Genomic DNA, 22,808 nt, shown 5'->3' on the forward strand with positions numbered 1-22,808 from the left:
CGCTTACTCCGCATCGGGCGACCCGCTGGCCGCCGGCTTGTTGGTTGGATTCTTCTTCGCCGCGGGCTTGCCCGCCGCGCCTTGTTTCTTGCCCGGCTGCTTCTGCTTGCCCGGCCGCATGTCGCGCCCGGACTTGTCCAGCGCCGGCGCCAGGCCCAGCGCGGCCCAGTCGGGGACCAGCCGCGCCTTGTCGATGTTGGCCGCGGCCACCGCGAATTCCGCGCCGTCCACGTCGAACACAACGGTATCGCCGTCCACGCGCAGGATCGCGCCCTGCAGCCGGCGGCGGCCGTCCTGCGGCAGCTTCAGGGTGACCTTGGCGCTCTCGCCGACGAAGCGGGCGAACTGCCCCGCGCCGAACAGCGGCCGGTCGATCCCCGGCGACGACACCTCGAGGGTGTAGTTGCCGCTGATCGGGTCCTCGACGTCGAGCTGCGCGGACACCTCGCGGCTGACCGCCTCGCATTCCTCGATGCCGACGCTGCGTGCCTCGGCGTCCGCCTGCGGCACGTCGATGTACAGGCGCACAGTGGCGCCGCCCGGCGCGGGCAGGTATTCGATGCCAAGCAGCTCCAGCCCCATCGATGCGACGGTGGGCGAAAGCAACGCGGCGATGTCGTCGGCCTTGTCTGTCACGTCTTCCTGCCGGAAACCTGAAATGCGGAACCAAAACCCGGAAACGAAAAAAGGGCCCTCTGGGCCCTTTTCCGATGACGCTGGATTGCGAAAGCTTGGAGAGACTTTCGCGGCCCGAGCCTAGTGTCGAAACGCAACACTGAAACTTGGTAGCGGGGGCAGGATTTGAACCTGCGACCTTCGGGTTATGAGCCCGACGAGCTGCCAGACTGCTCCACCCCGCAGCAGAGTCGCGCATTGTAGGGAAGCCATCGCGTCCGTGCAAGCACTTTCATCAAAGTGTTTGCCTGCAACCGTTCACATTGGCCCAAAGGCAGGCCGAGGGCGGGCTGCGCGGTCAGGCCAGCGGAAACGGCGGCCGGATCGTGGACGCGAGCCGCGTACCCAACCAGACCAGCAGCAGCCCGGCCACCAGCGTCGTGCCAAGGTAGGCAAGGGCCACCCCTGCACGCGGTGCGCGCGCCAGCAGCAGGCATTCCAGCATCAGCGAGGAATAGGTGGTCAGGCCGCCGAGCAGGCCGACGATGAGGAAGGCGCGCCAGTAAAGTGCCTGCGGACCGCGCCCTTCCAGCCAGACTGCCAGGAACCCAATCGCGAACGAACCGACCAGGTTCGCCGCCAACGTACCCCACGGGATGCCTTCGCCCAGCCGTCGCAGCAGCGCACCGCCGAGCCAGAACCGCGCGGCTGAGCCCAGCGCGCCACCGCACATCACCAGGACCAGCTGCTGCCACCAGATCGTCGCCATTGATCCAGTCTAGCGGTCGCGCCCGTCGCGAGCGCGAGCGCGCGCTTCGCGCAAGGCGTCGAGCTTCTCCTTGAGCCTGATTTCCAGGCCGCGCGACACCGGCTGGTAATAGACACGCTCGCCCATGGCGTCCGGGAAGGCGGTCTGGTCGAGGGCGATACCGCCTTCGACATCGTGGTCGTACTGGTAGCCCGTCCCGTGGCCGAGCGACTTCATCAGCCGGGTCGGGGCATTGCGCAGGTGCATCGGCACCGGCTGGGTGCCGAGCGCCGCGATATCCGCACGCGCACCCTTCAGCGCCATGTAGCTGGCATTGGACTTGGCGGTGCTGGCCAGGTAGATGGCGAGGTTGGACAGCGCGATGTCGCCCTCGGGCGGGCCGATGCGGTCGTAGGCATTCCAGACGTTGAGCGCCATCTCCAGCGCGCGCGGATCGGCCAGGCCGATGTCCTCCACCGCCATGATGGTCATCCGGCGCAGCAGGTAGGACGGATCGCAGCCGCCATCCAGCATGCGCGCCAGCCAGTAGATCGCGCCGTCCGGGTTGGAACTGCGTACCGACTTGTGCAGCGCGGAGATCTGGTCGTAGAACTGGTCGCCACCCTTGTCGAAGCGGCGGGTACGGTCAGCCAGCACCTGGTGCAGGGTCGCTTCCGTGATGGTGCCGCCCTCGCCTTCCGCGATATCCGCTGCAATTTCCAGCAGGGTCAGCGCCCGTCGCACGTCACCGTCGGCAGCCGCGGCGATTTCACCCAGCGCCACATCGTCGATGCACAGGCCTCGCCCGCCCAAACCGCGCTCTTCCTCATCCAGCGACTGCCGCAGCGCACGCGCGATGTCCGGCGCCGACACCGCTTCCAGTACGTGCACGCGGCAGCGCGACAACAGCGCGGAGTTCAGTTCAAACGAGGGATTCTCGGTGGTGGCGCCGACGAACAGGATAGTGCCGCGCTCGATATGCGGCAGGAACGCGTCCTGCTGCACCTTATTGAAACGATGCACCTCGTCCACGAACAGCAGGGTGCGGCGGCCGGCGTCGAAGCGCGCCTGTGCCTGCGCCAGCACCTCGCGTACCTGCGGCAGGCCCGACAGCACCGCCGAGATGGCCACGAACTCGGCGTCGGCATGCTGCGCCAGCAGCAGCGCAAGCGTGGTCTTGCCGCAGCCCGGCGGCCCCCACAGGATCATCGAATGCAGGCGCCCGGCCTGGATGGCGCGTCGCAGCGCTGAACCGGGCGCCAGCAGGCGCTGCTGGCCGACCATCTCGTCCAGCGTGCGCGGGCGCATGCGCTCGGCGAGCGGACGCAGCGCCTCGTTCTGGGCTGCCAGCAGGTCGGGGGCGGGATCGGGGGAGCGCGGGCGCGACATCCCCGGATTCTACCCGCGCCGCCGCAGGCTCAATTGCCGATCACATCCACACCCTTGCCCGGGGCATAGGCGAAAGTGCCCTTGGCGAAGGAGGGATTGCGCTTCCAGCCGGAAAACGCGATGACGGTGCGCTGGCCCAGCGCATCCACGTACTCCAGCCGAGACAGCTGGCCGCCGGCAAAACCCAAGCGGGCGGTCTTGAAGCCGGCGTCGGCCGCGCGCGGCGCCACTTCCAGCCACGCGACACCATTGCGGTTGCCGCCGTCCTTGACCGCGAAATCGCGCTCCAGGCGCGCCGGCTCCAGCAGGATCGCCAGCGGACTGTTGGCTTCCTCCGGGCCCTGCGGGCGACGGGTGGCCTGGTTCAGGTCGGGATCGACCACCCAGACGGTCTTGCCGTCGGCCACGACCAGCTGGGCATAGGGCTTGGTGTATTCCCAGCGGAACAGGCGCGGCGCGGACACTGCGACACGACCACTCGACGCTTCCTTCTGCTTGCCGCGCACGTCGAACACCTGCTGGCTGAACTGCCCATCCAGACCCTTCAGGCCCTTGGTGAAAGCGTTCAGGTCGTCGCGCGCGCCAGCGACGGCGAGATTGCTGGCCAGCAGCAGCGCGGCGGACAGCACGGTGGGGGCGATGCGCATCGGAAAGTCCTCTGACGTGGATGCGGTGCAGTGTCCCGCAGGGAAGCTGAATGCGCCGCGATGACCGGCGCCCCATTGGCCTCCCGTGCAGTTCGGGGTTGCCGCGGGTTCAGGGCCGCGGCGGCGGCGGCGCCAGCACGGTGCGATCGCCGTTGTGCTCCGGCGTGCTCACGATGCCTGCCGCCTCCATCGCCTCGATCAGGCGCGCGGCGCGGTTGTAGCCGATCTTCAGCCGGCGCTGCACGCCGGAGATCGACGCACGGCGGGTTTCGGTGACGATCTGCACCGCCTGGTCGTACAGCGGATCGGCCTCGGGGTCGTCGCTGCCGGCCGCTTCGGGCAGGCCGTTCGCGCCAACGCTGCTGCCGTCGTACAGGGTCTGCGCTTCTTCCAGCACGCCTTCGATGTAGTCCGGACCGCCGACCTGCTTCAGGTGTTCGACCACCCGGTGCACTTCCTCGTCGGACACGAACGCGCCGTGCACGCGCTCCGGCATCGCGGTGCCCGGCGGCAGGTAGAGCATGTCGCCGTGGCCCAGCAGGGTTTCCGCGCCGCTCTGGTCGAGGATGGTACGGGAGTCGATCTTGGAACTGACCTGGAACGCGATGCGGGTCGGGATGTTGGCCTTGATCAGGCCGGTGATCACGTCCACCGACGGGCGCTGGGTGGCGAGGATCAGGTGCACGCCGGCGGCGCGCGCCTTCTGCGCCAGTCGCGCGATGAGTTCCTCGACCTTCTTGCCGACGATCATCATCATGTCGGCGAATTCGTCGATGAAGACGACGATGAAGGGCAGCGGCTCCAGCGTCGGCGGGGCCTCGTCCATGCCCGGGGTGGGCTTGAACAGCGGGTCCAGCAGCGGCTGGCCGGCGTCGGCGGCGTCCTTCACCTTCTTGTTGAAGCCGGCTAGGTTGCGCACGCCTACCGCGCTCATCAGCTTGTAGCGGCGCTCCATCTCCGCCACGCACCAGCGCAGGCCATTGGCGGCCTCCTTCATGTCCGTGACCACCGGCGCCAGCAGGTGCGGGATGCCCTGGTAGACCGACAGCTCCAGCATCTTCGGGTCGATCATCAGCATCCGCACGTCCTTGGCGGAGGCCTTGTAGAGCAGCGACAGCACCATGGCGTTGACCGCCACCGACTTGCCGGAGCCCGTGGTGCCGGCCACCAGCAGGTGCGGCATGCGTGCCAGGTCGGCCACGATGGGCTTGCCGGCGATGTCCTTGCCCAGCGCCAGCGTCAGCGGGCTGCCGGCCTTGTCGTATTCCTTCGACCGCAGCAGCTCGCTGAGGTAGATCATCTCGCGGTGGGTGTTCGGCGTTTCCAGGCCGATCACCGACTTGCCCGGGATCACGTCCACCACGCGCACCGACTTCACCGACAGGCCGCGGGCGATGTCCTTGTCCAGCGAGGAAATCTGGCTGACCTTCACCCCCGGCGCCGGCTGCACCTCGAAACGGGTGATGACGGGACCCGGATAGGCGCCGACGACTTCGGCGTCGATGCGGAAGTCCTTGAGCTTGAACTCGATCTGCCGCGACAGCGTTTCCAGCGTCTGCGCGTCGTAGCCCTTGGGCTGCGGCTTGGGGTCGTCCAGCAGCGCCAGCGGCGGGATGCCGGTGCCATCATCGGCATGGAACAGCGGGATCTGCTGCTCGCGCTTGGCGCGCTCGCTCTTCTCCACCGCGGGCGCGGCCGGCGGCTCGATCTTCACCTTTTCGCGGCGCAGGCGGATCTCGCTGTCGGCCTTGCGCGCCGTTTCGCGCTCCTCGCGCAGCGCCCGCGCCTCGTTCCATTCGCTGGCCTGCTTCACGCCCTGCCGTGCGCCGCGGTCCAGCAGTCCCGGCAAAGCCAGAACCCATGCGCCGATGCGGTCCATCACCGCCAGCCACGACAGTCCGGTGGCCAGAGTCACCGAAATCAGCAACAGGCTGATCAGGAACAGGTTGGAGCCCAGCGGGCCGAAACCGCGCTGAAGCGACTTCCCGGTCAGCTCGCCAAGCACGCCGCCACTGCCGGCGGAGAAATCATTGCCACCGCCCACGCGCAGGTACAGCAGCCCGCAGACCGCGACCAGGAAACCGACGATGCCGACCAGCCGCAGCGCCGGCCCCAAGTCGGCTTCGCCATCGCCGTCCGTGTCCATGCCGAACAGCGCGATCCAGGCGATCGCACCCAGCACCAATGGCAGCAGGAAGGCAACGTAGCCACACAGGAACAGCAGAAAGCTGGCGACCCATGCGCCCGCCACACCGCCAACGTTGTGGATGGGCGCGAGCAGGCTGGAGCCCCGGTCCCAGCCGGGATCCGCCGGCGAGAAAGTGAACAGGCAGGCCAGCAGATACAGCAGCAGCGGCGCTATGACGATCAGGGCGAGGTCGCGCCACAGGCGCTGCCGGCGCGGGCTTTCCGCCGCGCGCGCGCCGCCCGTCTTCGCCGCCTTTCGGCTGCCACCGACCTCGGATACCGCTTTCGCCACCTGCGATCAGACCTCAGGAAATTCCCATAGGCCTTTGATAATACGTCAAAGGTCCATGCCACGCAGCGCCGGGTGCACGATCTTTCCGGCCTCCACGTTGATGCCCTTGGCCAGCGCCGGATCACTGCGCCATTCGGCATCGCTGGCGAGGCGGTTGACCCACGGCAGGATCGCTGCGCAGATCGCCTGCGAGGAAGTCTGCGGTACCGCCCCCGGCATGTTGGTCACGCAGAAGTGGGTCACCCCGTCCTCCACATAGGTGGGGTCCTTCCAGGTGGTCGGACGCGAGGTTTCGAAGCAGCCGCCTTGGTCGATGGCGATGTCCACCACCACGCTGCCCGCCTCCATGCCGGCCAGCATCTCCCGGGTCATCACGTGCGGCGCGCGGGCGCCGGTGACCAGCACAGCGCCAATCACCAGGTCGGCGGCGGCAACTTCCCGCGCCACCACGTCATGGTAGGGATACAGCGCGGTGACGTTATGCCCCAGCCGCATCATCTCGTCCATGCGGTCGGGGCGCATTTCGAACACGGTGACGTTGGCGCCCTCCGCTGCGGCCAGCGCCGCCGCCGCGCCTCCCGCCTTGCCGGCGCCGAACACCACCACCCGGCCGCGCTCGGTGGCCGGCAGTCCGCCCAGCAACTTGCCCTTGCCGCCCAGCGGCTGGTGCAGCAGGTGGGTGCCCACCTGCACCGCCAGCTTGCCGGCGATCACCGACATCGGCGCCAGCAGCGGCAGGTCGCCGTTGGGCAATTCCACGGTTTCGAAGGCGACGCCGGTCAGGCCGATTTCCAGCAGCCTGCCCGTCAGGGCGGGCTCGGCGGCCAGATGCAGATAGCAGAACAGCAGGTGGTCGCGGCGCAGATGGGCGAGATCGCCGGCGATCGGCTCCTTGACCTTCACGATCAGCTCGCCCCTCTCATAGAGCGCTGCGGCGTCCGGGGCGATCTTCACCCCCAGGCGGGCGTACTGCGCGTCGGCAAAGCCGCTGCTGATGCCGGCACCGGCCTCCAGCCAGACCTCGTGGCCGCGCTTGACCAGGTCGCCGCCGGCGGCGGGCACGAGCGCGACGCGCCCTTCGAGGGTCTTGGTTTCCGTGGGCACACCGATGCGCATGCTTCGCTCCTGGGCGGAATGGTCGTGGATGGACGACAGCGTTGCGGCGTTCGCGGCTTGTGTACCGGCGCTACCGCCGCCAAGCTAGTGGCGAACGACGCCCTGCGCGAATCCAGCCGATTATAGGGAAACCGCTCCAAGCCATGACCACGACCAAGCACACCCGCCTCCTGATCCTCGGTTCCGGCCCCGCCGGCTGGACCGCCGCCGTCTACGCCGCCCGCGCCAACCTCAAGCCGGTGGTCATCACCGGGCTACAGATGGGCGGCCAGCTGATGACCACCACCGAGGTGGACAACTGGCCGGGCGACGCCCACGGCCTGATGGGGCCGGACCTGATGGCGCGCCTGCAGGCGCACGCCGAACGCTTCGAAACCGAGACCGTGTTCGACCACATCCACACCGCCGACCTGTCCAAGCGGCCGTTCCGGCTGGTGGGTGATTCCGGCGAGTACACATGCGACGCCCTCATCATCGCCACCGGCGCCACCGCCAAGTACCTCGGCATCCCGTCCGAGGAGGCCTACAAGGGCCGCGGCGTGTCCGCCTGCGCCACCTGCGACGGCTTCTTCTACAAGGACCAGGACGTGGCGGTGATCGGCGGTGGCAACACCGCGGTCGAGGAAGCGCTGTACCTGTCCAACATCGCCCGCAAGGTCTACCTGGTGCACCGCCGCGATACCCTGCGTGCGGAGAAAATCATGCAGGACAAGCTGTTCGCCAAGGTCGCCGCCGGCAAGATCGAAACCGTCTGGCACCACACCGTGGACGAAGTGCTGGGCAACGACGCCGGCGTCACCGGCATGCGTCTGAAGTCGGTGCAGGACGGCAGCACCCGCGAGATCGACGTGCAAGGCTTCTTCGTCGCCATCGGCCACAGCCCCAACACCTCGCTGTTCGAGGGCCAGCTGGAGATGAAGAACGGCTACCTGAAGATCCACACTGGGCTCGACGGCAACGCCACCCAGACCAGCGTGCCCGGCGTGTTCGCCGCCGGCGACGTGGCCGACCAGGTGTACCGCCAGGCGATCACCTCAGCCGGCTTCGGCTGCATGGCAGCGCTGGACGCGGAGAAGTTCCTCGACGAAGGCCTTTGAGATCCTGCCAGTCATTCCCGCCAGCGCGGGAATGACCATGGACAGATGAACGGCTTCCGGATTCATCGCCGGCTTTCCGATCTCCCCGCAGCCGTCTGGGATGCGCTGCACGACGGCCACAATCCCTTCGTCGCGCATGGCTTCCTGTGCGGGCTGGAAGCCACGGGCTGCCTGCGCGACGACTGGGGCTGGACGCCGCTCCACCTTGGCCTGTGGGAGGGCGAAACGCTGATCGCCGCCGCGCCGGGCTATCTCAAGACCAACTCGCACGGCGAATTCGTATTCGACCAGGCTTGGGCGCAGGCGTATGCGCAGCACGGCTTGGACTACTACCCGAAATGGCTGTGCGCGGCGCCCTACTCGCCGGTGACCGGTCCCCGCCTGCTGGCGCGGGGCGAAATGGCAAAGCGACGCTTGCTCGAGGCGATCACCGGCTTTGCCGGACGGTCCGGCCTGTCCTCGGCGCACATCAACTTCCATGACGAGGCCGATGAAGCCCTGTTCGGCGATGACTCGCCGGGCGAACGCTGGCTGCTGCGCGAAGACATCCAGTACCACTGGCGCAACGAGGCCGGCTGGGCCACGTTCGAGGATTACCTCGGCGCCATGGATCGCAAGCATCGCAGGAACATCCGTCAGGAACGGCGCAGGGTCCACGAGGCCGGGATTTCCTTCCGCATCGTCCATGGCGATGATGCGTTGGAAAGCGATCTGGCGGCGATGCACCGCTTCTACCTGCAGACCTTCGCCGAGTACGGCAACTGGCCGGCGCTGACATTGGATTTCCTGCGCCACCTCGCCCGAGCGATGCCGCGCCAGCTGGTCATCGTGTTGGCCGAACGCGAGGGCGCGGCGATCGCCGCCGCACTGTGCCTGCGCGGCGGCAACACCCTGTACGGACGCTACTGGGGCGCCGCGGAACCGCACCCCGGCCTGCATTTCGAGACCTGCTACTACCAGGGCATCGACTACTGCCTGCGCGAAGGCCTGACCCGCTTCGAGCCGGGCGCGCAGGGCCGCCACAAGATCGCCCGCGGCTTCCTGCCGACGCTGGTGCGCAGCCGCCACCACGTCGTCGATCCGCGCTTCGCCCGCGCCCTGCGCGACTGGTGCGCGGAAGAACGCCGCGAGGTACGGCAGCACCTGCAGCAGTTGCGGGCACATTCTCCATTCCGCGACGATGCGCCGGCATGACCTTGCACCTCTTCGAACTGGACCCCGCCCCCGACTCGCCGTTCCCCTCGGTCGAGCTGGCGCTGGACGACCCCGACGGACTGCTCGCCTTCGGCGGCGATCTGTCACCCACGCGTTTCCTCAATGCCTACCGCAGCGGCATCTTCCCGTGGTTTTCCGAAGGCGAACCTATCCTGTGGTGGAGTCCCTCGCAGCGGGCGGTGTTCCGCAGCGACGGCGTGCACCTGCCCTCGCGCCTGCGCCGGCGGTTGCGCAACAGCGGCTGGACGGTGCGCGCCGACAGCGCCTTCGCACGGGTCGTCGCCGGCTGCGCCGCACCGCGCGAAGGACAAAGTGGCGGCACCTGGATCACCGCCGGCATGCAGGCGGCGTACCTCACCCTGCACCGACTCGGCCACGCCCACAGCATTGAAGTGTTTGATGCCGAAGACCGGCTGATTGGCGGACTGTTCGGCCTGTCGTTCGGCCACATGTTCTGTGGCGACAGCATGTATTCGACCGAATCCGGCGCGTCCTCGCTGGCGCTGGCGGCGCTGGCATCACGGTTGCACGGCTGGGGCTGGCCGCTGCTGGATGCGCAGGTGCCCAATCCGCATACCCGCCGTTTGGGGGTGGAAACCTGGCCGCGCGGCGATTATCTGGCCGCGCTTGAAAGCCTGCGCGAGCTGCCCGCCACGCCGGGAAACTGGCACGAACGATTCGGCGAATGGCCCGCTTCGGCGCTGGCCGCCACCTGAACGATTAACGGGATTTTTGCAAGACCCGGCCTGACGTGGCAGAATGTCGGACTTTCGGGCCCCATATCCATGGCGCCCTCCCCAGATACAGGACACGCTCCGGCAGACACATGGCGAAAGACGACGTCATCGAATTCGAAGGCACGATCTCCGAAACCCTCCCGAACACCATGTTCCGGGTGAAGCTGGAGAACGGCCACGAGATCATCGCCCACATCTCCGGCCGCATGCGCAAGAACTACATCCGCATTCTGACCGGCGACCGGGTCAAGGTGGAAATGACGCCTTACGACCTGACCAAGGGCCGGATCACCTACCGCCATCGCTGAACCGCACCGGTTCGCCCGACGGATTTCTTCCCGAAACGCCCCGCAAGGGGCGTTTCGCATTGGTGCCTGCCGTTGACCTGCATCAGGGGGCGGCGACGCACGCCGGCGCAGACTGCAGGCCTGTCAGCAGCGGAGCCCACCCGTGTCCACGCGCCATCCCGGCATCGCGTCCAGCATCCTCGACGCCATCGGCGAAACCCCGCTGCTGGAGATCGACGGCGTCCTCGCCAAGTGCGAGTTCCTCAATCCATCCGGCTCGATCAAGGCGCGCATTGCCCGCTACATCGTCGAACGCGCCGAACAGGAAGGGCTGCTCAAGCCCGGCGACACCATCGTCGAAGCCACCAGCGGCAACACAGGAAACGCCTTCTCGATGGTCGCCGCGGTCAAGGGCTATCGGATGCTCGTGGTGATGCCGGAAGGCCTGTCCGGCGAACGCGTGGCGATTTCCCGCGCATTCGGCGCGGAGGTGCTGTTCTGCGGCAACTTCCACGTCAACGCCGCGCTGGAACGCGCGCGCGAACTCGGCCGCCAGCCCGGCTACTTCTTCCCCGGCCAGTTCGAGAACGAATGGAACGTGGACGAGAACCGCAGCTGGCTTGGCCAGGAGCTGCTTGCCCAGCTCGGCGGGCGGGTGCCGGACGCATTCGTGCACGGGGTGGGCACCGGCGGCACACTGATCGGGGTCGGTCAGGCGTTGCGCGCCGTGAATCCTGACGTGCGCCTGTTCGCGATGGAACCTGCTGAATCGCGCACCATCCTGTGCGGCGAGGTGGCGTTGCACAAGATCGAGGGCATCTCCGACGGCTTCATCCCGGCCATCTATGCCCGCCACCGCGAACTGGTCGATGCGACCATCAGCATTTCCAGCGAGGACGCGGTGGCGCAGATGCGTGCGCTGGCACGTGAACACGGCCTGCTGTGCGGCCCCAGCTCGGGCGCCCACCTGCTGGCGGCCCGCCGCATCATGTCGCAGCACCCGGAACTGCGGACCGTACTCACCATCCTCGACGACGAAGGCGAGAAATACCTGCACGATTTCCACATGCAGCCGGTGCCCCCTCCCCGCGCGTGAACCCCGCAAGGCACGGCACAGCCCGCGCACCGGCGGCCGGGAGAGGGCCGCCGCACGCCGTCGCCACGCACGACCGGTTGCCAATCCCCGATACGTCTAGTATGAAGACCCGGCACCGTGGCCCGATCCACTCCGGCTGTCCAGCGCTTCATCCCCGACGAGACCCTACGTGCTGCACAACCGGCCGCGCATATCCCTGATCCAACGGCTGTCCCTGAGCATCTGGGGGTTGTTCCTCGCCCTTCTGCTGCTGCTGTCCGCGCTGGGGTACTTGGCCATGCGGATGGCTGTGGACAGGATCGTGCCGATGGTCGCCAGGCACGCGGTTGAACTGCGTGCAGACGCCAGCGAGGGGTTGTTCCTGCAAGCCGAGCAGAGCGTGCAGCGGCTGCAGCAGGATCTGCTGCGGCGGCTGTCCCAAGCCGACCACGACGCCACCCTGGCACGCTTTGATGCCCTGTTCGCGCGCAGCGCCGACGGCCTGTGGCGGTTGCGCCCCGAGCTGGTGGATGCGCAGCACGCGCCCACGCTGTACCTGCACCAGCCGCCCCAAGGGTTGAGCGATTCCGCTCGCCTGCGTGCCGTCGCCGCCTACGACCTGCTGCGCGAACAGGGGCCGGCGCTGGCGCCACCGTTTTTCTCGGTCTACATGGATTTCGTCGAAGACGGGCTGATGGTCTATGCCCGCGGAATCGACTGGGGCAGCAGCGCCGATGCCGCCGCCACCAACACCGGCTATCCGACCATGCAGGGCTCGGAGCCACGCCGCAATCCGCAACGCAAGGTGTTCTGGACACCGGTGTACTTCGACCGGCAGGCCGCCACCTGGATGGTGTCGGTGATCAAGCCGCTGGACTGGCATGGCCAGTGGGTCGGCACCATCGGGCACGATGTCTCGGTGCAGACGCTGATCGACCGCACTGCGGCCAGCCATGCAGACGAAGGCGTCCAACTGGTGATGAGCGCCGAAGGCGACCTGATCGCCCACCCGCAGCTCGCCCGGCGCATCGCTGCCGCCGATGGCCAGCTGAAGATCGCCACACTCCGGGACCCGATGCTGGACCAGGTGCAGCGCATGGTCGCCAGCGCGGGCACCGATACCGGCGCCGGCCGTACCGCGGACGGCAGCCAGTGGGTGGCGTGGTCGAAGATCCACGGGCCGGGCTGGTTCCAGATCTACCTGCTGCCGCAGTCGCGGATCAACCACCTGCTGATGTGGGGTCTGGGCGCCCTGTTCTGCATCGGCATCGCCGGCCTACTGCCGGCGATGTGGCTGCTGCGCCGCCGCGTGCACCGCCTGTTCGCGGTGCCGCTGAAGCGGCTGGCGGTGGCGGTCGATGAGCTCGGCCAGGGAGGTGAACCTCGCCCCATCGCCATGGGCAGTCGTGACGAACTGGGCCGGCTGGCAGATGCCTTCGACGACATGGTGGAGGAACTCGTCCAGCAGCGTGCCCTGCAGTTCGCCCATGCCCAGGCCTTGCAGACCGAGGTCGACGAGCGCCGCCAGTTCATGACCCGGCTGGAAGAGGAACGCGCCCGCCTGCTGGCGCTGCTAGGAGCAATGAACCTTGGCATCGTGTTCGTCAGCAGCGGCAACCGCGTCACCTACTGCAACGCGGCATTCCTGTCGATCTGGGAGCTGCCCGCGGGCACCACGGTGGTCGGCCGCAGCACCCGCGAAGCGCTGGAGATCGCCAGGCGCCTGATGGTGGACCCGCAGTCGGTGCTGGCCCACCTCGAGGACTCGCTGACCGACCAGCAGCGCCCGCGGCAAATGGAAATACGCCTGTTCGACGACCGCATCCTCATGCACAACTCCTATCCGGTGCATGACGGCCACGGCCATTTCATCGGCCAGCTGTGGGTGCAGGAGGACGTGACCCGCGAACGCCAGACCGAGGCCCAGCTCACCCGCCTGGCCGAGCACGATGCGCTGACGGCCCTCTACAACCGCCACCGTTTCGGCGACGAGCTGGCGCGGTTCTTCCACGACGCCGAACGCATCCCGGCGCAGGCCGCGCTGCTGTTCTTCGACCTCGACGAATTCAAGTACATCAACGACACCTTCGGCCATCGCGCCGGCGACGCGGTGCTCAACCGGGTGGCGATCGAGCTGCGCACCCTTGTCCGTGCGGGCGATATCCTGTTCCGCCTCGGTGGTGACGAGTTCGCCGTGCTGATGCCCCATGCCAGCCAGGACGATGCCGAGCACCTGGCCGAGAGGATCGTGCGACGCATCTCGCAGACGCCGATGGCGATGCAGGACCAGACCGTGCGCCTGACCGCCAGCCTCGGCATCGCGCACTACCCCACCCATGCCGGCAACGCGGAAGAACTTGTCGCCCACGCCGATACCGCGATGTACCAGGCCAAGCACACCGGCAAGAACCGGTGGAAGGTCTACCGCATCGACCGCGACACCTCGCGTGAAATGGCCGGGCGGCTGGCCTGGAACGACCGCATCGCACGGGCACTGGAGAACGGCCACCTGCAACTGCATTTCCAGGGCGTCTACCGCGCCGGCAACGGCCACCTCGCCCACCTGGAAGCGCTGCTCCGGATGAAGGACGAAGCCGCGCCGGGCCAGCTGATCATGCCTGGGCAATTCATCGACCAGGCCGAAAAGAGCGGCAAGATCCTGGAGATCGACCGCTGGGTGATCAACGAGGCCATCCGCCTGCTGGCCGCCCATCCGCACCTGCCGGCCATGGCCATCAACATCTCCGGCCGCTCGTTCGACGACCCCGACCTGCCCGCCTACATCACCGCACAGCTGCAGCGGCAGCACGTCTCACCCAAGCGGCTGCTGGTGGAGCTGACCGAAACCTCGGCGGTGTCCGACATGGGCGATGCCGCGCGCTTCATCGCCGCGCTGCGCCGCACCGGCTGCCCGATCTGCCTGGACGATTTCGGCACCGGGTTCGCATCGTTCGCCTACCTCAAGCACCTGCAGGCCGACATCCTCAAGATCGACGGCATGTTCATCCGCGACCTGCCGCTGGAGCGCGACAACCAGGTGTTTGTGCGGGCCATCATCGAGGTCGCGCACGGCATGGGCAAGCAGGCGGTCGCCGAGTTCGTGGAAGACGGCAAGACCCTGCTGATGCTCCGCGAAATGGGCGTGGACATGGTCCAGGGCTACCACCTCGACCGCCCCAAGGCGGACCATCCGGCGTTCCGCCTGCAGGCGTCAGCGCAGCGCCCCTGATCACTCCGGGCGGCTCCCGTTTTATGGCGCCCGGGGGGGCCGCCATCCGCGTCAGGCAACAAAAAACCCCAGCCGCGGACGGCTGGGGTCTGTATTTGGTGGGCCAGGGACGCCGGAACAACGACCGTAACCTGCTGTTTTGCGCGGAATTGCGGGGCTGTAGAAATGTGGATGCCCCCAAGAGTGCCCCCAGAATGCCTAGATGCTGGCGCACAGCTACGGACAGAAAGCCCCCGCCAGCGCTCGGCATGGCGGGGGCTGATACTTGGTCACGATGCCAGGATCTAGGCCAGGGCCTAGCCGCAACGCGGAACAACATCGCCCAAGCTGCTGCGGTTTTTCATGGGGCGGCACTCGCAGCCAATCCGCCACCGGTCGGGAAGAGAACCCACGCGGGCCCGAGCCGGCAACTCCCCGCGTCCTATTGCAATCGCTTGACGTACAACAGCAGCTCCCGATTCCGGGTGCGGATGTTCTGCGCGCTCACGATCTCGAACGCCTCGCCATCGACCAGCACCCGGTGGCGCGCGCTCACGCCGTCACGCCAGCGCATGGTGACCTTGGCGGCGATCTCGCTCTGCGCCTCAGCCGCGGCGATGAACTCGCGGCCCAGCAGCGGCTCGACCTTGGCGAACGCTTCGGCATAGGTGGTCCAGGCGGTCACGGTCTCGCCGTCCGGGCCCCGCGTCGTGGTCAGGCTCTGCAGCTGGATTTTCGTGTTCAGCTCTTGGGCGGTGAATGCCATGTGCGTTCCTCAGACAAAGGCCAGCCCGCGGCTGGCGTAGGGGTCAACAGGGGCGGCTTCGGCTTGCTGCCAGCGGCCGATGGCCATGCACGCGGCGACCACGCCATCGATGCGCTCGGTGCTCTTCGCCTTGCTCGGCTTGAGGTTGCCGGCGGGGTCCATCTCGACGGTCACGTTGGAGACCATCCAGCGCAGCACCGGGTTGCCGTCATGCAGCAGCTCGCGCCCGACGATGCGGCGCTCCAGCTCGCGCGAAGGCCCTGCCATCGATGCGAAGCCCTGCCCGAAGCCGACCAGGGCGAGGCCATCGCCGGCCAGCTGCGTGGTCAGCTGCGTGGCGTTCCATCGATCGAATGCCACCTCTCGCAGCTGGTAGCGCTCGGCCAGCTCGCCGATGTCGCGACGGATGTAGTCGTAGTCGGTCACCGCGCCCGGCGTGGCGGTGATCAGGCCCTGCGCGACCCATTGGTCGTAGGGCACGCGGTCGCGCCGCACGCGCTCGCGGATGGTGTCTTCGGGAATCCAGAAATGCGGCTTCAGGATGAGCTTGTCGCCGACGTGGAAAGCGAGCACGAACGCGGACAGGTCGGTCGTGCTGGCCAAGTCCAGGCCGGCCCAGCACTCGCGCCCCTGCAGCTCTGGCAGCTCGCCGCGGCAGCCGTCCCAGGCATCCATCGCCAGCCAGCGGGAATCCTGCTCAGTCCACTGATTCAGCAGCAGCCGGCGGAAGCTGTTTTCGTAGGCCGGCGTCGCCTGCGCCTTGGCGCATTCCTGCTCGAAGTAGTCGCGTTGCACGGTGATCCCGTAACCGGGATGCGCCTTCGCCCAGGTGGCCGGATCCTTCCAGTCGTCGTCATCGTCTGCAGCGAACAGCACCGGCAGGAAGCTGGGGTCATCGATGATGCCGTCGCGCACCTTACGCGCGTGCTCCCACAGCTCATAGCAGAGCGAATGCCGGTCATAGCCCGCGGTCGTGGTGACCACGGTCAGCGGTTGCCGGCGTGCGCCGGTGCTGGTGACCAGCGTGTCCCACAGCTCGCGCCCAGGCCAGCAATGCAGCTCATCCGCGCCGATGTAGTGGCAATTCAGGCCGTGCTTCGTGTAGGCGTCGGAAGACAGCACGCGGTAGCTGCTGCCCATCTCCGGCAGCGTGATCGCGTTCTTGAACACGTCGGCCCGGCTCAGCAGCTCGGGCTCGGCCTCCACCATCTGGCGGGCGATGTCGAAGCACAGCCGCGCTTGCTCCCGATCGGCCGCGGCGTTGATGACCTGCGCGCCCGGCTCGCCATCGGCGAATGCGGCATACAGCGCCAGGCCGGCGGCGAGCGTGGTCTTGCCCGCCTTCCGTGGCACCGCGATGAAGGCGGTGCGGTAGCGGCGCGTTCCGTCGGCACGCTTCCAGCCGAACAGCGGCCGGACGATCCGGTCGGCCTGCCAGTCGGCCAGGACGAAAGGCTGCCCGCGCCATTCGCCGGTGGTGTGGGTCAGGCACTCGGCGAAGAATGCGACGGCGCGCTCCGCAGCGGCCTCGTCGTACCAGTAGCCCGATGCGTTCGCATCCTTTTTCGATGCGTTCGCATTGCGACCGCATGCGCGGCGCTTACACGGCGAAGAATCGGGCTTTGCCACGCTCGACCTCCGGGGCCTTGTCGGCGGTGATCCGCGCCCGCGCGCTCGGGGTCATGCCCAGCTCGCCCATGAGCTGGCGCAGCTGCCCCACCATGCTCATCGAAGCGCCGCCGGCCTTCACCGCCTCCAGGTAGGCCGCGAACGTCTCGCAGTAGGTCGCCAGCAGGTCGCGGTCGGATTGCTTCAAGACGCCGGCCGTTGCCAGCATCGGCGCCAGGCGCGCCCAGTGAGGCGTGGCGGCTTGGCTCAGCCATTCCGGCGGTGACGTATCAGCCGGGCCCGTGTCGGGCTCCTGCGTATTTACAGGACGCTTGCCGGCGTTCCCGTTCAACAGCCGCAGCGCGGCGGGCTTGGGTCGCTGTCCACGGGTCGCCATCTCAGCGATCCCTGAGACCGGCAATGCGCGGCCGTGCGTGTGAAGGGGGGCGGGCGTGCCGTGGCGATGAACCCTCCAGCGATTTTTCCTCGCGGTTCCACGGGTGACTGGGGTCGAGCGGCATGCCGTTGGCGTCGCAGCCCTTCATGCGCCGCGCGCGCCCGCTCTGGCGCTCCCTGGTGCGCTTGGAGTGGCACGGCTTGCACAGGCTGGACAGCTCTTCGCCGATGACGTTCCGGCTGGTGTCGTCGGTGTTGTGGTCCACCTCCATCGCCGGCGCGCCGCAGTCCTCGCACAGCGGGAAGCGCTCCAGCTGTGCCTTGCGGATGGCGCGCCACTGCGCCGACCCGGTATGCAGGAACCGGCCACGCTGGCGCTGGTTCCCCTGGTCGCGGGCGGTGGCGTCAGACGGTCGCCGCGGGCGATGCGTCGGCAGCTTGGCGGGCATGGTCAATTCCCTCAACGGTGGGCAGGTTCTCCAGGCGGCGGGCCTCACTGGGCAGCAGCCACCCAGCATCGATACCGCTGGCGTAAAAGTCGGCGCGGCTCTTGGCGTCGCCACGCAACAGGCCCTCGACGCTGTGCTCGGCGAACAGTTGCTTGCGGGCCAGCGGCGGCAGCAGAGCGCGGGAAATGGCTTGCTCCCACATGACCAGCCAACGGCGCAGGGTCATGGTCACGAACACGCGCGACATCTCAACGCTGTTGCTGAAGTTGCCGTGTCGCAGGTCGCCGATCATCGTGGGCGGCACGCGGTAGATGCGGGCCACCTGCTCAACGCTGAACTGCTGGGCCGCGATCCACTGGGCATCCTCCAGGCTCATGCCTACCTGCTGGTAGGTCAGCCCGTTCTCCAGGATGGCGGTCTTGCCGGCGTTGTCGGTGCCCGTGAACTGTGAGCGCCAGGACGTGGCCAGACGCTGCAGGCTCTCCGCCGTCATCTGGTGCGGGGTCTGGAGTACGCCGGACAGGCGCGCGCCATTGGCGAACGTCTTGCCGCCATGCTGCTGCTGAGCATTGGCCAGGCCGATGGTCTCGCGTGCGATCTGGATCCGGCTGCGGCCGGTGATCCCGTTCTCGCTGCGGTCCTTGAGGTGCAGCACCTCATCCTGCAGCAACCGCCGCACGCGGCCATTGTCTTCGTCCACGTCATAGGCGATGCGACCGCTGGGCAGCTTGAGCACCGTGACGCGGCCGGGGTGGATCGGGGTCAGCGCCTCGACGTTGCCGGCGCCGTCCCAATGGATTTCCGCGTAGGCATTGCCGCGCAGCAGGACTGCGGCGGTCATCTGCTCCCGGAACTCCAGCGCAGTCTGCAGCTCGTTCGGCTGGTGGTGGAGCACGCCATACAGCGGGTGATCCGTTGCCTTTTCCCGATCCTCGCCCTTGCGGCGGTACAGGTGCAGCGGCAGCGTGCCGATGGTTTCGGCGATGGCCTGCACACTGGCGAAGCATGCCGAAATGCTCTCTGCGGTCTCCGGCGTGATCGTGTCGCCGGTGGCGGTGGTGGCGATGCCGAACAGCTGGGCGGTCGCCGGGTCGGCGATGCTGCTGCGGGTCTCGGTGCTTCGGCTCCAGGGCCATTTCATCGGACGGTCTCCAGCCAGTAGTGCAGCAGCGCCAGCTGGCTTTCAGGCTGGCGGCTGCGGACGCTCACTTCGGTTTCGCCGTAGGCCGGCCAGCTCTGCACCACGCTGATTTCCCGCAGCTCGACGTTGCGCAGCTCGCGCAGGTCGCCGTTCCAGGTGTCGCCGCCGTCGTGGACACGGAAGCCGAAGCTCATGCCGCCCAGATCGCCACGCTCGGCGAGCGCAGCCAAGTCGCGGCCCTTTTGCGTGTCCGGCAGGGTCAGTTCGAAGGCCAAGCCATCGGCATCCTCCCGCAGCGCGAGCGTGCCGGAACGGGTGCGGCCCAGGACTGCAGCGGGGTCGTGGTCGGCCAGCGCGAGAATGTCGGCCCCAGACGCAAGCGAGGCCGTGAAGGCCCCGCGTGCGATCTTTTCCCGGAAGCTGCCGATGCGGGTCTCGCTGTCGAACTTGGCGACGTACCCGACCAGCTTCCGGCCGCTGGCGCGAAGCTCAGCGGCCTGCCGGCGCTCGATGTCAGAGCGCGACATCGCTCGCCACCACGAACGCCTTGGGGTGGCGCACCGCGGTATCGACCGTGGCCATCGCCCGGACCAGCACGCCGCCGCGGGCATAGGCCACGGAGTCGAACGGGTTGACCAGGATGTCCAGCTCGCTCCAGATGCCCAGCAGCACCTGCGACCAGTCGCCCAGGATCAGCTGGCCGGTGTCCGGCGTACCGGTCACCACGGGAACCTGGTTGGTCACATGGACCGGCAGGTCGGCCATCTTGCCGGCTTCCATGAGGTAGCCCGCGATGCCGGTGGCCTTGAGCGTGCTGGCGAGCTTGGTCTTGACCTGCGGCGAGGTCAGCCAATGAGCTGCCTCCGCGTTGGCGATCTCCAGCTTTTCCAGCATCTCCAGCACGTTCGCCCAGCTCAGGGTGGCCAGGTTGGCGGTCTGGATGCCGACGGTGCTCAGCAAGCCGACCGGCTCATTGGCGCCGCCGCCGTCGATCAGCGCACCATCGATGGCCTGAGCGATCTGGAACGCCATGTCATCGCGCAGCAGCTGCTCGATGTCCGGGCTGCTCTGCTGGATGAGCTGGCGGCTCATCTCGCAGATGCCGCCGACATGCTTCGGGCTCAGGCCGACGCTGTCGAAGGTCATGTCCGAAGCGCTGAGGTTGCTGCCTTCCGCAACCCAGCCGGTGGTGGTGGAACTGCCGTGCTTCGGGATGCTCAGGTCACCGCTCAGGCCGGACAGGACGCGCACGCCCAGCTGGCGGGCCAGCAGGCGATTGCGCAGCGGCTGGATGTAGTCGGCCGGGCGATGGTCGGTCGGCACGATCTGGCCGGCGCTGGTGGTGGTGTTGACGCGGGTCTCCAGGGCGCGCATCGGCACCAGGATGCCCTGCGCCTTGCGGCCACTGCGGCGCTCGGCTTCGGCGTGGTATTCGGCTTCGGCGCCGGTCAGCTGGCGGCCTTCCATCTGCGCGCGAATCACGCTCAGGATGGAGACGCGGCTCTCCAGATCGGCCATCGAGCGCTCGCCGCCGCCGACACGCTCGCCGCCCATGCGGCGCTCGGCATCGGCCAGGAACGTGGCGCGGGCTTCGTCGGCCTCCAGCGCGGTGATCTCGCCCTTGATGGTGTCGAAGCTGGCGGACTCTTCCGCCGTGAGGGAACGCTTTTCGCCCTCGGCCTTGGCGACCAGGGCACGGGCTGCGGCGACCTTGGACGCCTTGGCCTCGCGGATTGCTTGCAGGTTCATCGATGAACTCCGGGTGTGGTGTTGGGATTCCCGGATAGACCAATTACGCGCGCGCGCAAGGGTCTGCAAACACTGGACGGCGGCGGGCTGGCACGGACACGAATCCCGGCCAGTGAGGGGCGGAAATGCGCGAAGGCGGGCACGCGTCGGGGATGGACAAGGGACGGGGACAAGACGCGGACAGGACGCGGACAGGACGCGTGACCGCACGAATCGTTCGACGTAACGTTCGACGTGACGTGCACGTGACGTTCGCGCAAGGCTTGCCGGCAAGCGTGCTACCAGCACCGGTTCCGCGTGCTAGTAGCACCGATTCCGCGTGCTACCAGCACCGGTTCCGATGCTATGAGCATCGCCGGGTGCCGCGGGGCAGATTCGCCGAGCGTTCGGCGAGCGTTCGCCGAATGCGCTCGATGCAGAGACGTGGGCATGCCTGGGCATTCGGCTACAGCGAAACCCAGCGGGTTCGAAACAGAAACCCAGCGGGAACCCAGTGGGTTTTGATGCCGCCGCACTACAGATCCGGCGCGACGATCAAGGGGCTTGCGAGGGGCTTGCGAGGGGCTTGCGTAAGGCTTGCCGGAAGCCTTGCGGGAAGGCTTACCGGAAGGCTTTCGGCAGGCCGGCGGTTCTCTGTCCGAGCATTGGGCCGCCGTGGAGCTGGAGCATGTGAAGCAAGGCAGAGCGAACAGCGAAGAGCCCCGCCTCTGGCTAGATTCTATAAGGGTGCCCGAATTTCGGACTGCAAGAGTTCCGGTCTCCCTACGCAGCCGGACGCAGGCGGACAGTCTCGCAGTCCGGATTTCGGACTTCGAGGGGTCTTGCAGTCCGATTTTCGGGCTTTCGCTGTCCGGAATCCGGGGCACCAATTGCGTTTTTCCATGCGTGCGTCGCCCTGCCTGAAACCGGGTGCTGGTGCTTCCCGTCGCAGGAGTCCACCGGCTCCCAGGTCAAGGCATACAGGTTGCAGCCGATGTGCCGGCCGCCTTGCCTGGTGCGCACGATCCACGCGCCGGCCTCCAGCTCCCTCAACGCTCGATGCAGCGTGTCTTTGCTTGCCCACCCGCGCGCCTTCATGTCGGTATAGGTCGCGCTGAGGTCGCCATTGTTGCGGCCGTTGTACTGCCCGGCCAGCTCCAGCAGCAGCTTGATTGCCGTTCCACTCAGCGCCACCCACTGGGGCGAACGCAGGACGAAATGCGGAAGTCGGACGAATGACGGGCCTTGCTGCCGCCCCTTGTTGCGCCATCGCTTATCTGTTGCCATGCCGTTTCCTTGGCGGGGCGGTGCTACACTCGCCCCGCATCCGATGCCCTCGATGCGCTCTCAGAAAGCCCAGCCGTTCGCCGCGGTTGGGCTTTCGCTTTACCGGCTGTGCAGCAGCTTCCGCAGCGTGAGCAACGCGGCTTGCGCGCTGGCGCTGATACGTTCGGCGGTTGGCGCCGGCGGAAGCGAGGCGGCTTCGCTGAGGATCGTCTCCAGCTCGCGCTCGATGTCTTCCAGCGGCCAGGCCTTGACTGTGATGTCCCGGTTCTCGCTCATGCCGCGATCCCCGTCTCGCGCCGGTACGGCCTCAGCAGCGACTCGGCGCGCGCCCGGCGGATGTTGCTTTCCTCCGGCGGCATCTGGTCGGTCATCGTCTGTGCCAGGAACATGATCGCGGCCTTGATGTCGGCCGGTACCGGGCTCGGATCGAACTCAACCTCGACGTCGAACCCGACGAACTTCGACGCCTCCAGCTCGGCGGCATCCAGATGGCTCTGGAGTACCGCATCCAGTTCGACGCTCTGGGCCTCGCGCAGCATGGCGCGGTAGTCGGCAAGCAACACGATGCTCATGCGGCTGCCTCCAGGTTCTCGCCCAGCTTGTCGGCGATGAAGCGCCGCAGATCGGCCTCGGGAACCAGCGTGCGGGTGCCGACCTTGAACGTCCGAATCTGGCCGTCGGCGATGAGCTGGTAGATGGTGGTGCGGGAAATGCCGAGCCGGCGGCAGGCATCGTTCACGGTGTGCGCCAGCGGCGCGGCGGTGCTGTTCTGCATGATCTGTCCTCTGCGGTTTGGTTGCAGGTGTCCCGGCGTATGCGT

Annotated in this window: 23 protein-coding genes and 1 tRNA gene; 6 read left to right on the plus strand and 18 right to left on the minus strand. The window is 67.6% G+C overall.

Annotated features, from left to right (window positions below; translation table 11 throughout):
- Positions 1-3: 3 nt before the first annotated feature.
- The 7 genes from rimP to ald form a co-directional block, all read right to left on the minus strand.
- A complete protein-coding gene (gene rimP / locus ICG51_RS01960; protein ID WP_190281347.1) occupies positions 4-636 on the minus strand; it encodes a ribosome maturation factor RimP in 633 nt (210 codons plus the stop codon).
- Between the two features lie 147 nt (positions 637-783).
- Positions 784-860, minus strand: a tRNA-Met gene (locus ICG51_RS01965).
- 113 nt (positions 861-973) lie between these two features.
- A complete protein-coding gene (crcB, locus tag ICG51_RS01970) occupies positions 974-1,384 on the minus strand; it encodes a fluoride efflux transporter CrcB (protein WP_190281348.1) in 411 nt (136 codons plus the stop codon).
- A 9-nt stretch (positions 1,385-1,393) separates the two neighbouring features.
- A complete protein-coding gene (locus ICG51_RS01975; RefSeq protein WP_190281350.1) occupies positions 1,394-2,752 on the minus strand; it encodes a replication-associated recombination protein A in 1,359 nt (452 codons plus the stop codon).
- Between the two features lie 29 nt (positions 2,753-2,781).
- Positions 2,782-3,399, minus strand: a complete 618-nt coding sequence (gene lolA, locus ICG51_RS01980) for an outer membrane lipoprotein chaperone LolA (RefSeq protein WP_190281352.1) — start codon at positions 3,397-3,399, stop codon at positions 2,782-2,784.
- A gap of 109 nt (positions 3,400-3,508) precedes the next feature.
- On the minus strand, positions 3,509-5,878 hold the full coding sequence (locus ICG51_RS01985; RefSeq protein ID WP_190281354.1) for a DNA translocase FtsK: 2,370 nt from the start codon (positions 5,876-5,878) through the stop codon (positions 3,509-3,511).
- Between the two features lie 45 nt (positions 5,879-5,923).
- Complete coding sequence (ald, locus tag ICG51_RS01990) at positions 5,924-6,994, minus strand: alanine dehydrogenase (protein WP_190281356.1); 1,071 nt, start codon at positions 6,992-6,994, stop codon at positions 5,924-5,926.
- A 143-nt stretch (positions 6,995-7,137) separates the two neighbouring features.
- Between ald and trxB the strand changes: the two genes are divergently transcribed.
- The 6 genes from trxB (at position 7,138) to ICG51_RS02020 (ending at position 14,634) form a co-directional block, all read left to right on the plus strand.
- Positions 7,138-8,091, plus strand: coding sequence for a thioredoxin-disulfide reductase (trxB, locus tag ICG51_RS01995; protein ID WP_190281358.1), 954 nt, complete (start codon positions 7,138-7,140; stop codon positions 8,089-8,091).
- Between the two features lie 45 nt (positions 8,092-8,136).
- A complete protein-coding gene (locus ICG51_RS02000; RefSeq protein WP_190281360.1) occupies positions 8,137-9,285 on the plus strand; it encodes a GNAT family N-acetyltransferase in 1,149 nt (382 codons plus the stop codon).
- On the plus strand, positions 9,282-10,022 hold the full coding sequence (gene aat, locus ICG51_RS02005) for a leucyl/phenylalanyl-tRNA--protein transferase (RefSeq protein WP_190281362.1): 741 nt from the start codon (positions 9,282-9,284) through the stop codon (positions 10,020-10,022). The genes ICG51_RS02000 and aat overlap by 4 nt, the downstream gene beginning before the upstream one ends.
- Before the next feature lie 110 nt (positions 10,023-10,132).
- Positions 10,133-10,351: a translation initiation factor IF-1 gene (gene infA / locus ICG51_RS02010; protein WP_028839405.1), complete on the plus strand. Its 219-nt coding sequence runs from the start codon at positions 10,133-10,135 to the stop codon at positions 10,349-10,351.
- A gap of 142 nt (positions 10,352-10,493) precedes the next feature.
- A complete protein-coding gene (locus ICG51_RS02015; protein ID WP_190281364.1) occupies positions 10,494-11,426 on the plus strand; it encodes a cysteine synthase family protein in 933 nt (310 codons plus the stop codon).
- Positions 11,427-11,655: 229 nt separating this feature from the next.
- Complete coding sequence (locus tag ICG51_RS02020) at positions 11,656-14,634, plus strand: EAL domain-containing protein (protein ID WP_190281366.1); 2,979 nt, start codon at positions 11,656-11,658, stop codon at positions 14,632-14,634.
- A gap of 421 nt (positions 14,635-15,055) precedes the next feature.
- On the opposite strand, the gene ICG51_RS02025 is transcribed toward ICG51_RS02020, so the two are convergent.
- From ICG51_RS02025 to ICG51_RS02075, 11 genes are all read right to left on the minus strand, one after another.
- Positions 15,056-15,379: a phage head closure protein gene (locus tag ICG51_RS02025; protein WP_190281368.1), complete on the minus strand. Its 324-nt coding sequence runs from the start codon at positions 15,377-15,379 to the stop codon at positions 15,056-15,058.
- 9 nt (positions 15,380-15,388) lie between these two features.
- On the minus strand, positions 15,389-17,008 hold the full coding sequence (locus ICG51_RS02030; protein ID WP_190281370.1) for a terminase TerL endonuclease subunit: 1,620 nt from the start codon (positions 17,006-17,008) through the stop codon (positions 15,389-15,391).
- Complete coding sequence (locus tag ICG51_RS02035) at positions 16,980-17,384, minus strand: P27 family phage terminase small subunit (RefSeq protein WP_190281372.1); 405 nt, start codon at positions 17,382-17,384, stop codon at positions 16,980-16,982. The genes ICG51_RS02030 and ICG51_RS02035 overlap by 29 nt, the downstream gene beginning before the upstream one ends.
- A gap of 1 nt (position 17,385) precedes the next feature.
- Complete coding sequence (locus tag ICG51_RS02040) at positions 17,386-17,832, minus strand: HNH endonuclease (RefSeq protein WP_190281373.1); 447 nt, start codon at positions 17,830-17,832, stop codon at positions 17,386-17,388.
- The gene (locus tag ICG51_RS02045; RefSeq protein ID WP_190281375.1) at positions 17,789-18,973 is read right to left on the minus strand and encodes a phage portal protein; all 1,185 of its coding nucleotides are present in this window, start codon (positions 18,971-18,973) and stop codon (positions 17,789-17,791) included. The genes ICG51_RS02040 and ICG51_RS02045 overlap by 44 nt, the downstream gene beginning before the upstream one ends.
- Complete coding sequence (locus ICG51_RS02050; RefSeq protein WP_190281377.1) at positions 18,970-19,500, minus strand: HK97 family phage prohead protease; 531 nt, start codon at positions 19,498-19,500, stop codon at positions 18,970-18,972. The genes ICG51_RS02045 and ICG51_RS02050 overlap by 4 nt, the downstream gene beginning before the upstream one ends.
- Positions 19,487-20,722 carry a phage major capsid protein gene (locus tag ICG51_RS02055; RefSeq protein ID WP_190281379.1) on the minus strand — a complete coding sequence of 412 codons (1,236 nt, stop codon included), beginning with the start codon at positions 20,720-20,722 and terminating at the stop codon, positions 19,487-19,489. Before ICG51_RS02055 ends, ICG51_RS02050 begins: the two co-directional genes overlap by 14 nt.
- Before the next feature lie 762 nt (positions 20,723-21,484).
- Complete coding sequence (locus ICG51_RS02060) at positions 21,485-21,988, minus strand: hypothetical protein (protein ID WP_190281381.1); 504 nt, start codon at positions 21,986-21,988, stop codon at positions 21,485-21,487.
- Between the two features lie 99 nt (positions 21,989-22,087).
- Complete coding sequence (locus ICG51_RS02065; RefSeq protein WP_190281383.1) at positions 22,088-22,264, minus strand: hypothetical protein; 177 nt, start codon at positions 22,262-22,264, stop codon at positions 22,088-22,090.
- A complete protein-coding gene (locus ICG51_RS02070) occupies positions 22,261-22,560 on the minus strand; it encodes a head-tail connector protein (RefSeq protein WP_190281385.1) in 300 nt (99 codons plus the stop codon). Before ICG51_RS02070 ends, ICG51_RS02065 begins: the two co-directional genes overlap by 4 nt.
- On the minus strand, positions 22,557-22,763 hold the full coding sequence (locus ICG51_RS02075) for a helix-turn-helix domain-containing protein (RefSeq protein WP_187570950.1): 207 nt from the start codon (positions 22,761-22,763) through the stop codon (positions 22,557-22,559). The genes ICG51_RS02070 and ICG51_RS02075 overlap by 4 nt, the downstream gene beginning before the upstream one ends.
- Between the last annotated feature and the right edge of the window lie 45 nt (positions 22,764-22,808).

The sequence above is a fragment of the Thermomonas sp. XSG genome (assembly GCF_014678725.1).
Classification (GTDB): domain Bacteria; phylum Pseudomonadota; class Gammaproteobacteria; order Xanthomonadales; family Xanthomonadaceae; genus Thermomonas.

Bases quoted from the DNA above. Each gene is read 5' to 3' on its own strand.
- crcB (WP_190281348.1), bottom strand. From the start codon at position 1,384: ATGGCGACGATCTGGTGGCAGCAGCTGGTCCTGGTGATGTGCGGTGGC.
- ICG51_RS01975 (WP_190281350.1), bottom strand. From the start codon at position 2,752: ATGTCGCGCCCGCGCTCCCCCGATCCCGCCCCCGACCTGCTGGCAGCC.
- lolA (WP_190281352.1), bottom strand. From the start codon at position 3,399: ATGCGCATCGCCCCCACCGTGCTGTCCGCCGCGCTGCTGCTGGCCAGC.
- ald (WP_190281356.1), bottom strand. From the start codon at position 6,994: ATGCGCATCGGTGTGCCCACGGAAACCAAGACCCTCGAAGGGCGCGTC.
- trxB (WP_190281358.1), top strand. From the start codon at position 7,138: ATGACCACGACCAAGCACACCCGCCTCCTGATCCTCGGTTCCGGCCCC.
- ICG51_RS02000 (WP_190281360.1), top strand. From the start codon at position 8,137: ATGAACGGCTTCCGGATTCATCGCCGGCTTTCCGATCTCCCCGCAGCC.
- aat (WP_190281362.1), top strand. From the start codon at position 9,282: ATGACCTTGCACCTCTTCGAACTGGACCCCGCCCCCGACTCGCCGTTC.
- infA (WP_028839405.1), top strand. From the start codon at position 10,133: ATGGCGAAAGACGACGTCATCGAATTCGAAGGCACGATCTCCGAAACC.
- ICG51_RS02025 (WP_190281368.1), bottom strand. From the start codon at position 15,379: ATGGCATTCACCGCCCAAGAGCTGAACACGAAAATCCAGCTGCAGAGC.
- ICG51_RS02035 (WP_190281372.1), bottom strand. From the start codon at position 17,384: ATGGCGACCCGTGGACAGCGACCCAAGCCCGCCGCGCTGCGGCTGTTG.
- ICG51_RS02040 (WP_190281373.1), bottom strand. From the start codon at position 17,832: ATGCCCGCCAAGCTGCCGACGCATCGCCCGCGGCGACCGTCTGACGCC.
- ICG51_RS02045 (WP_190281375.1), bottom strand. From the start codon at position 18,973: ATGAAATGGCCCTGGAGCCGAAGCACCGAGACCCGCAGCAGCATCGCC.
- ICG51_RS02050 (WP_190281377.1), bottom strand. From the start codon at position 19,500: ATGTCGCGCTCTGACATCGAGCGCCGGCAGGCCGCTGAGCTTCGCGCC.
- ICG51_RS02055 (WP_190281379.1), bottom strand. From the start codon at position 20,722: ATGAACCTGCAAGCAATCCGCGAGGCCAAGGCGTCCAAGGTCGCCGCA.
- ICG51_RS02060 (WP_190281381.1), bottom strand. From the start codon at position 21,988: ATGGCAACAGATAAGCGATGGCGCAACAAGGGGCGGCAGCAAGGCCCG.
- ICG51_RS02065 (WP_190281383.1), bottom strand. From the start codon at position 22,264: ATGAGCGAGAACCGGGACATCACAGTCAAGGCCTGGCCGCTGGAAGAC.
- ICG51_RS02070 (WP_190281385.1), bottom strand. From the start codon at position 22,560: ATGAGCATCGTGTTGCTTGCCGACTACCGCGCCATGCTGCGCGAGGCC.
- ICG51_RS02075 (WP_187570950.1), bottom strand. From the start codon at position 22,763: ATGCAGAACAGCACCGCCGCGCCGCTGGCGCACACCGTGAACGATGCC.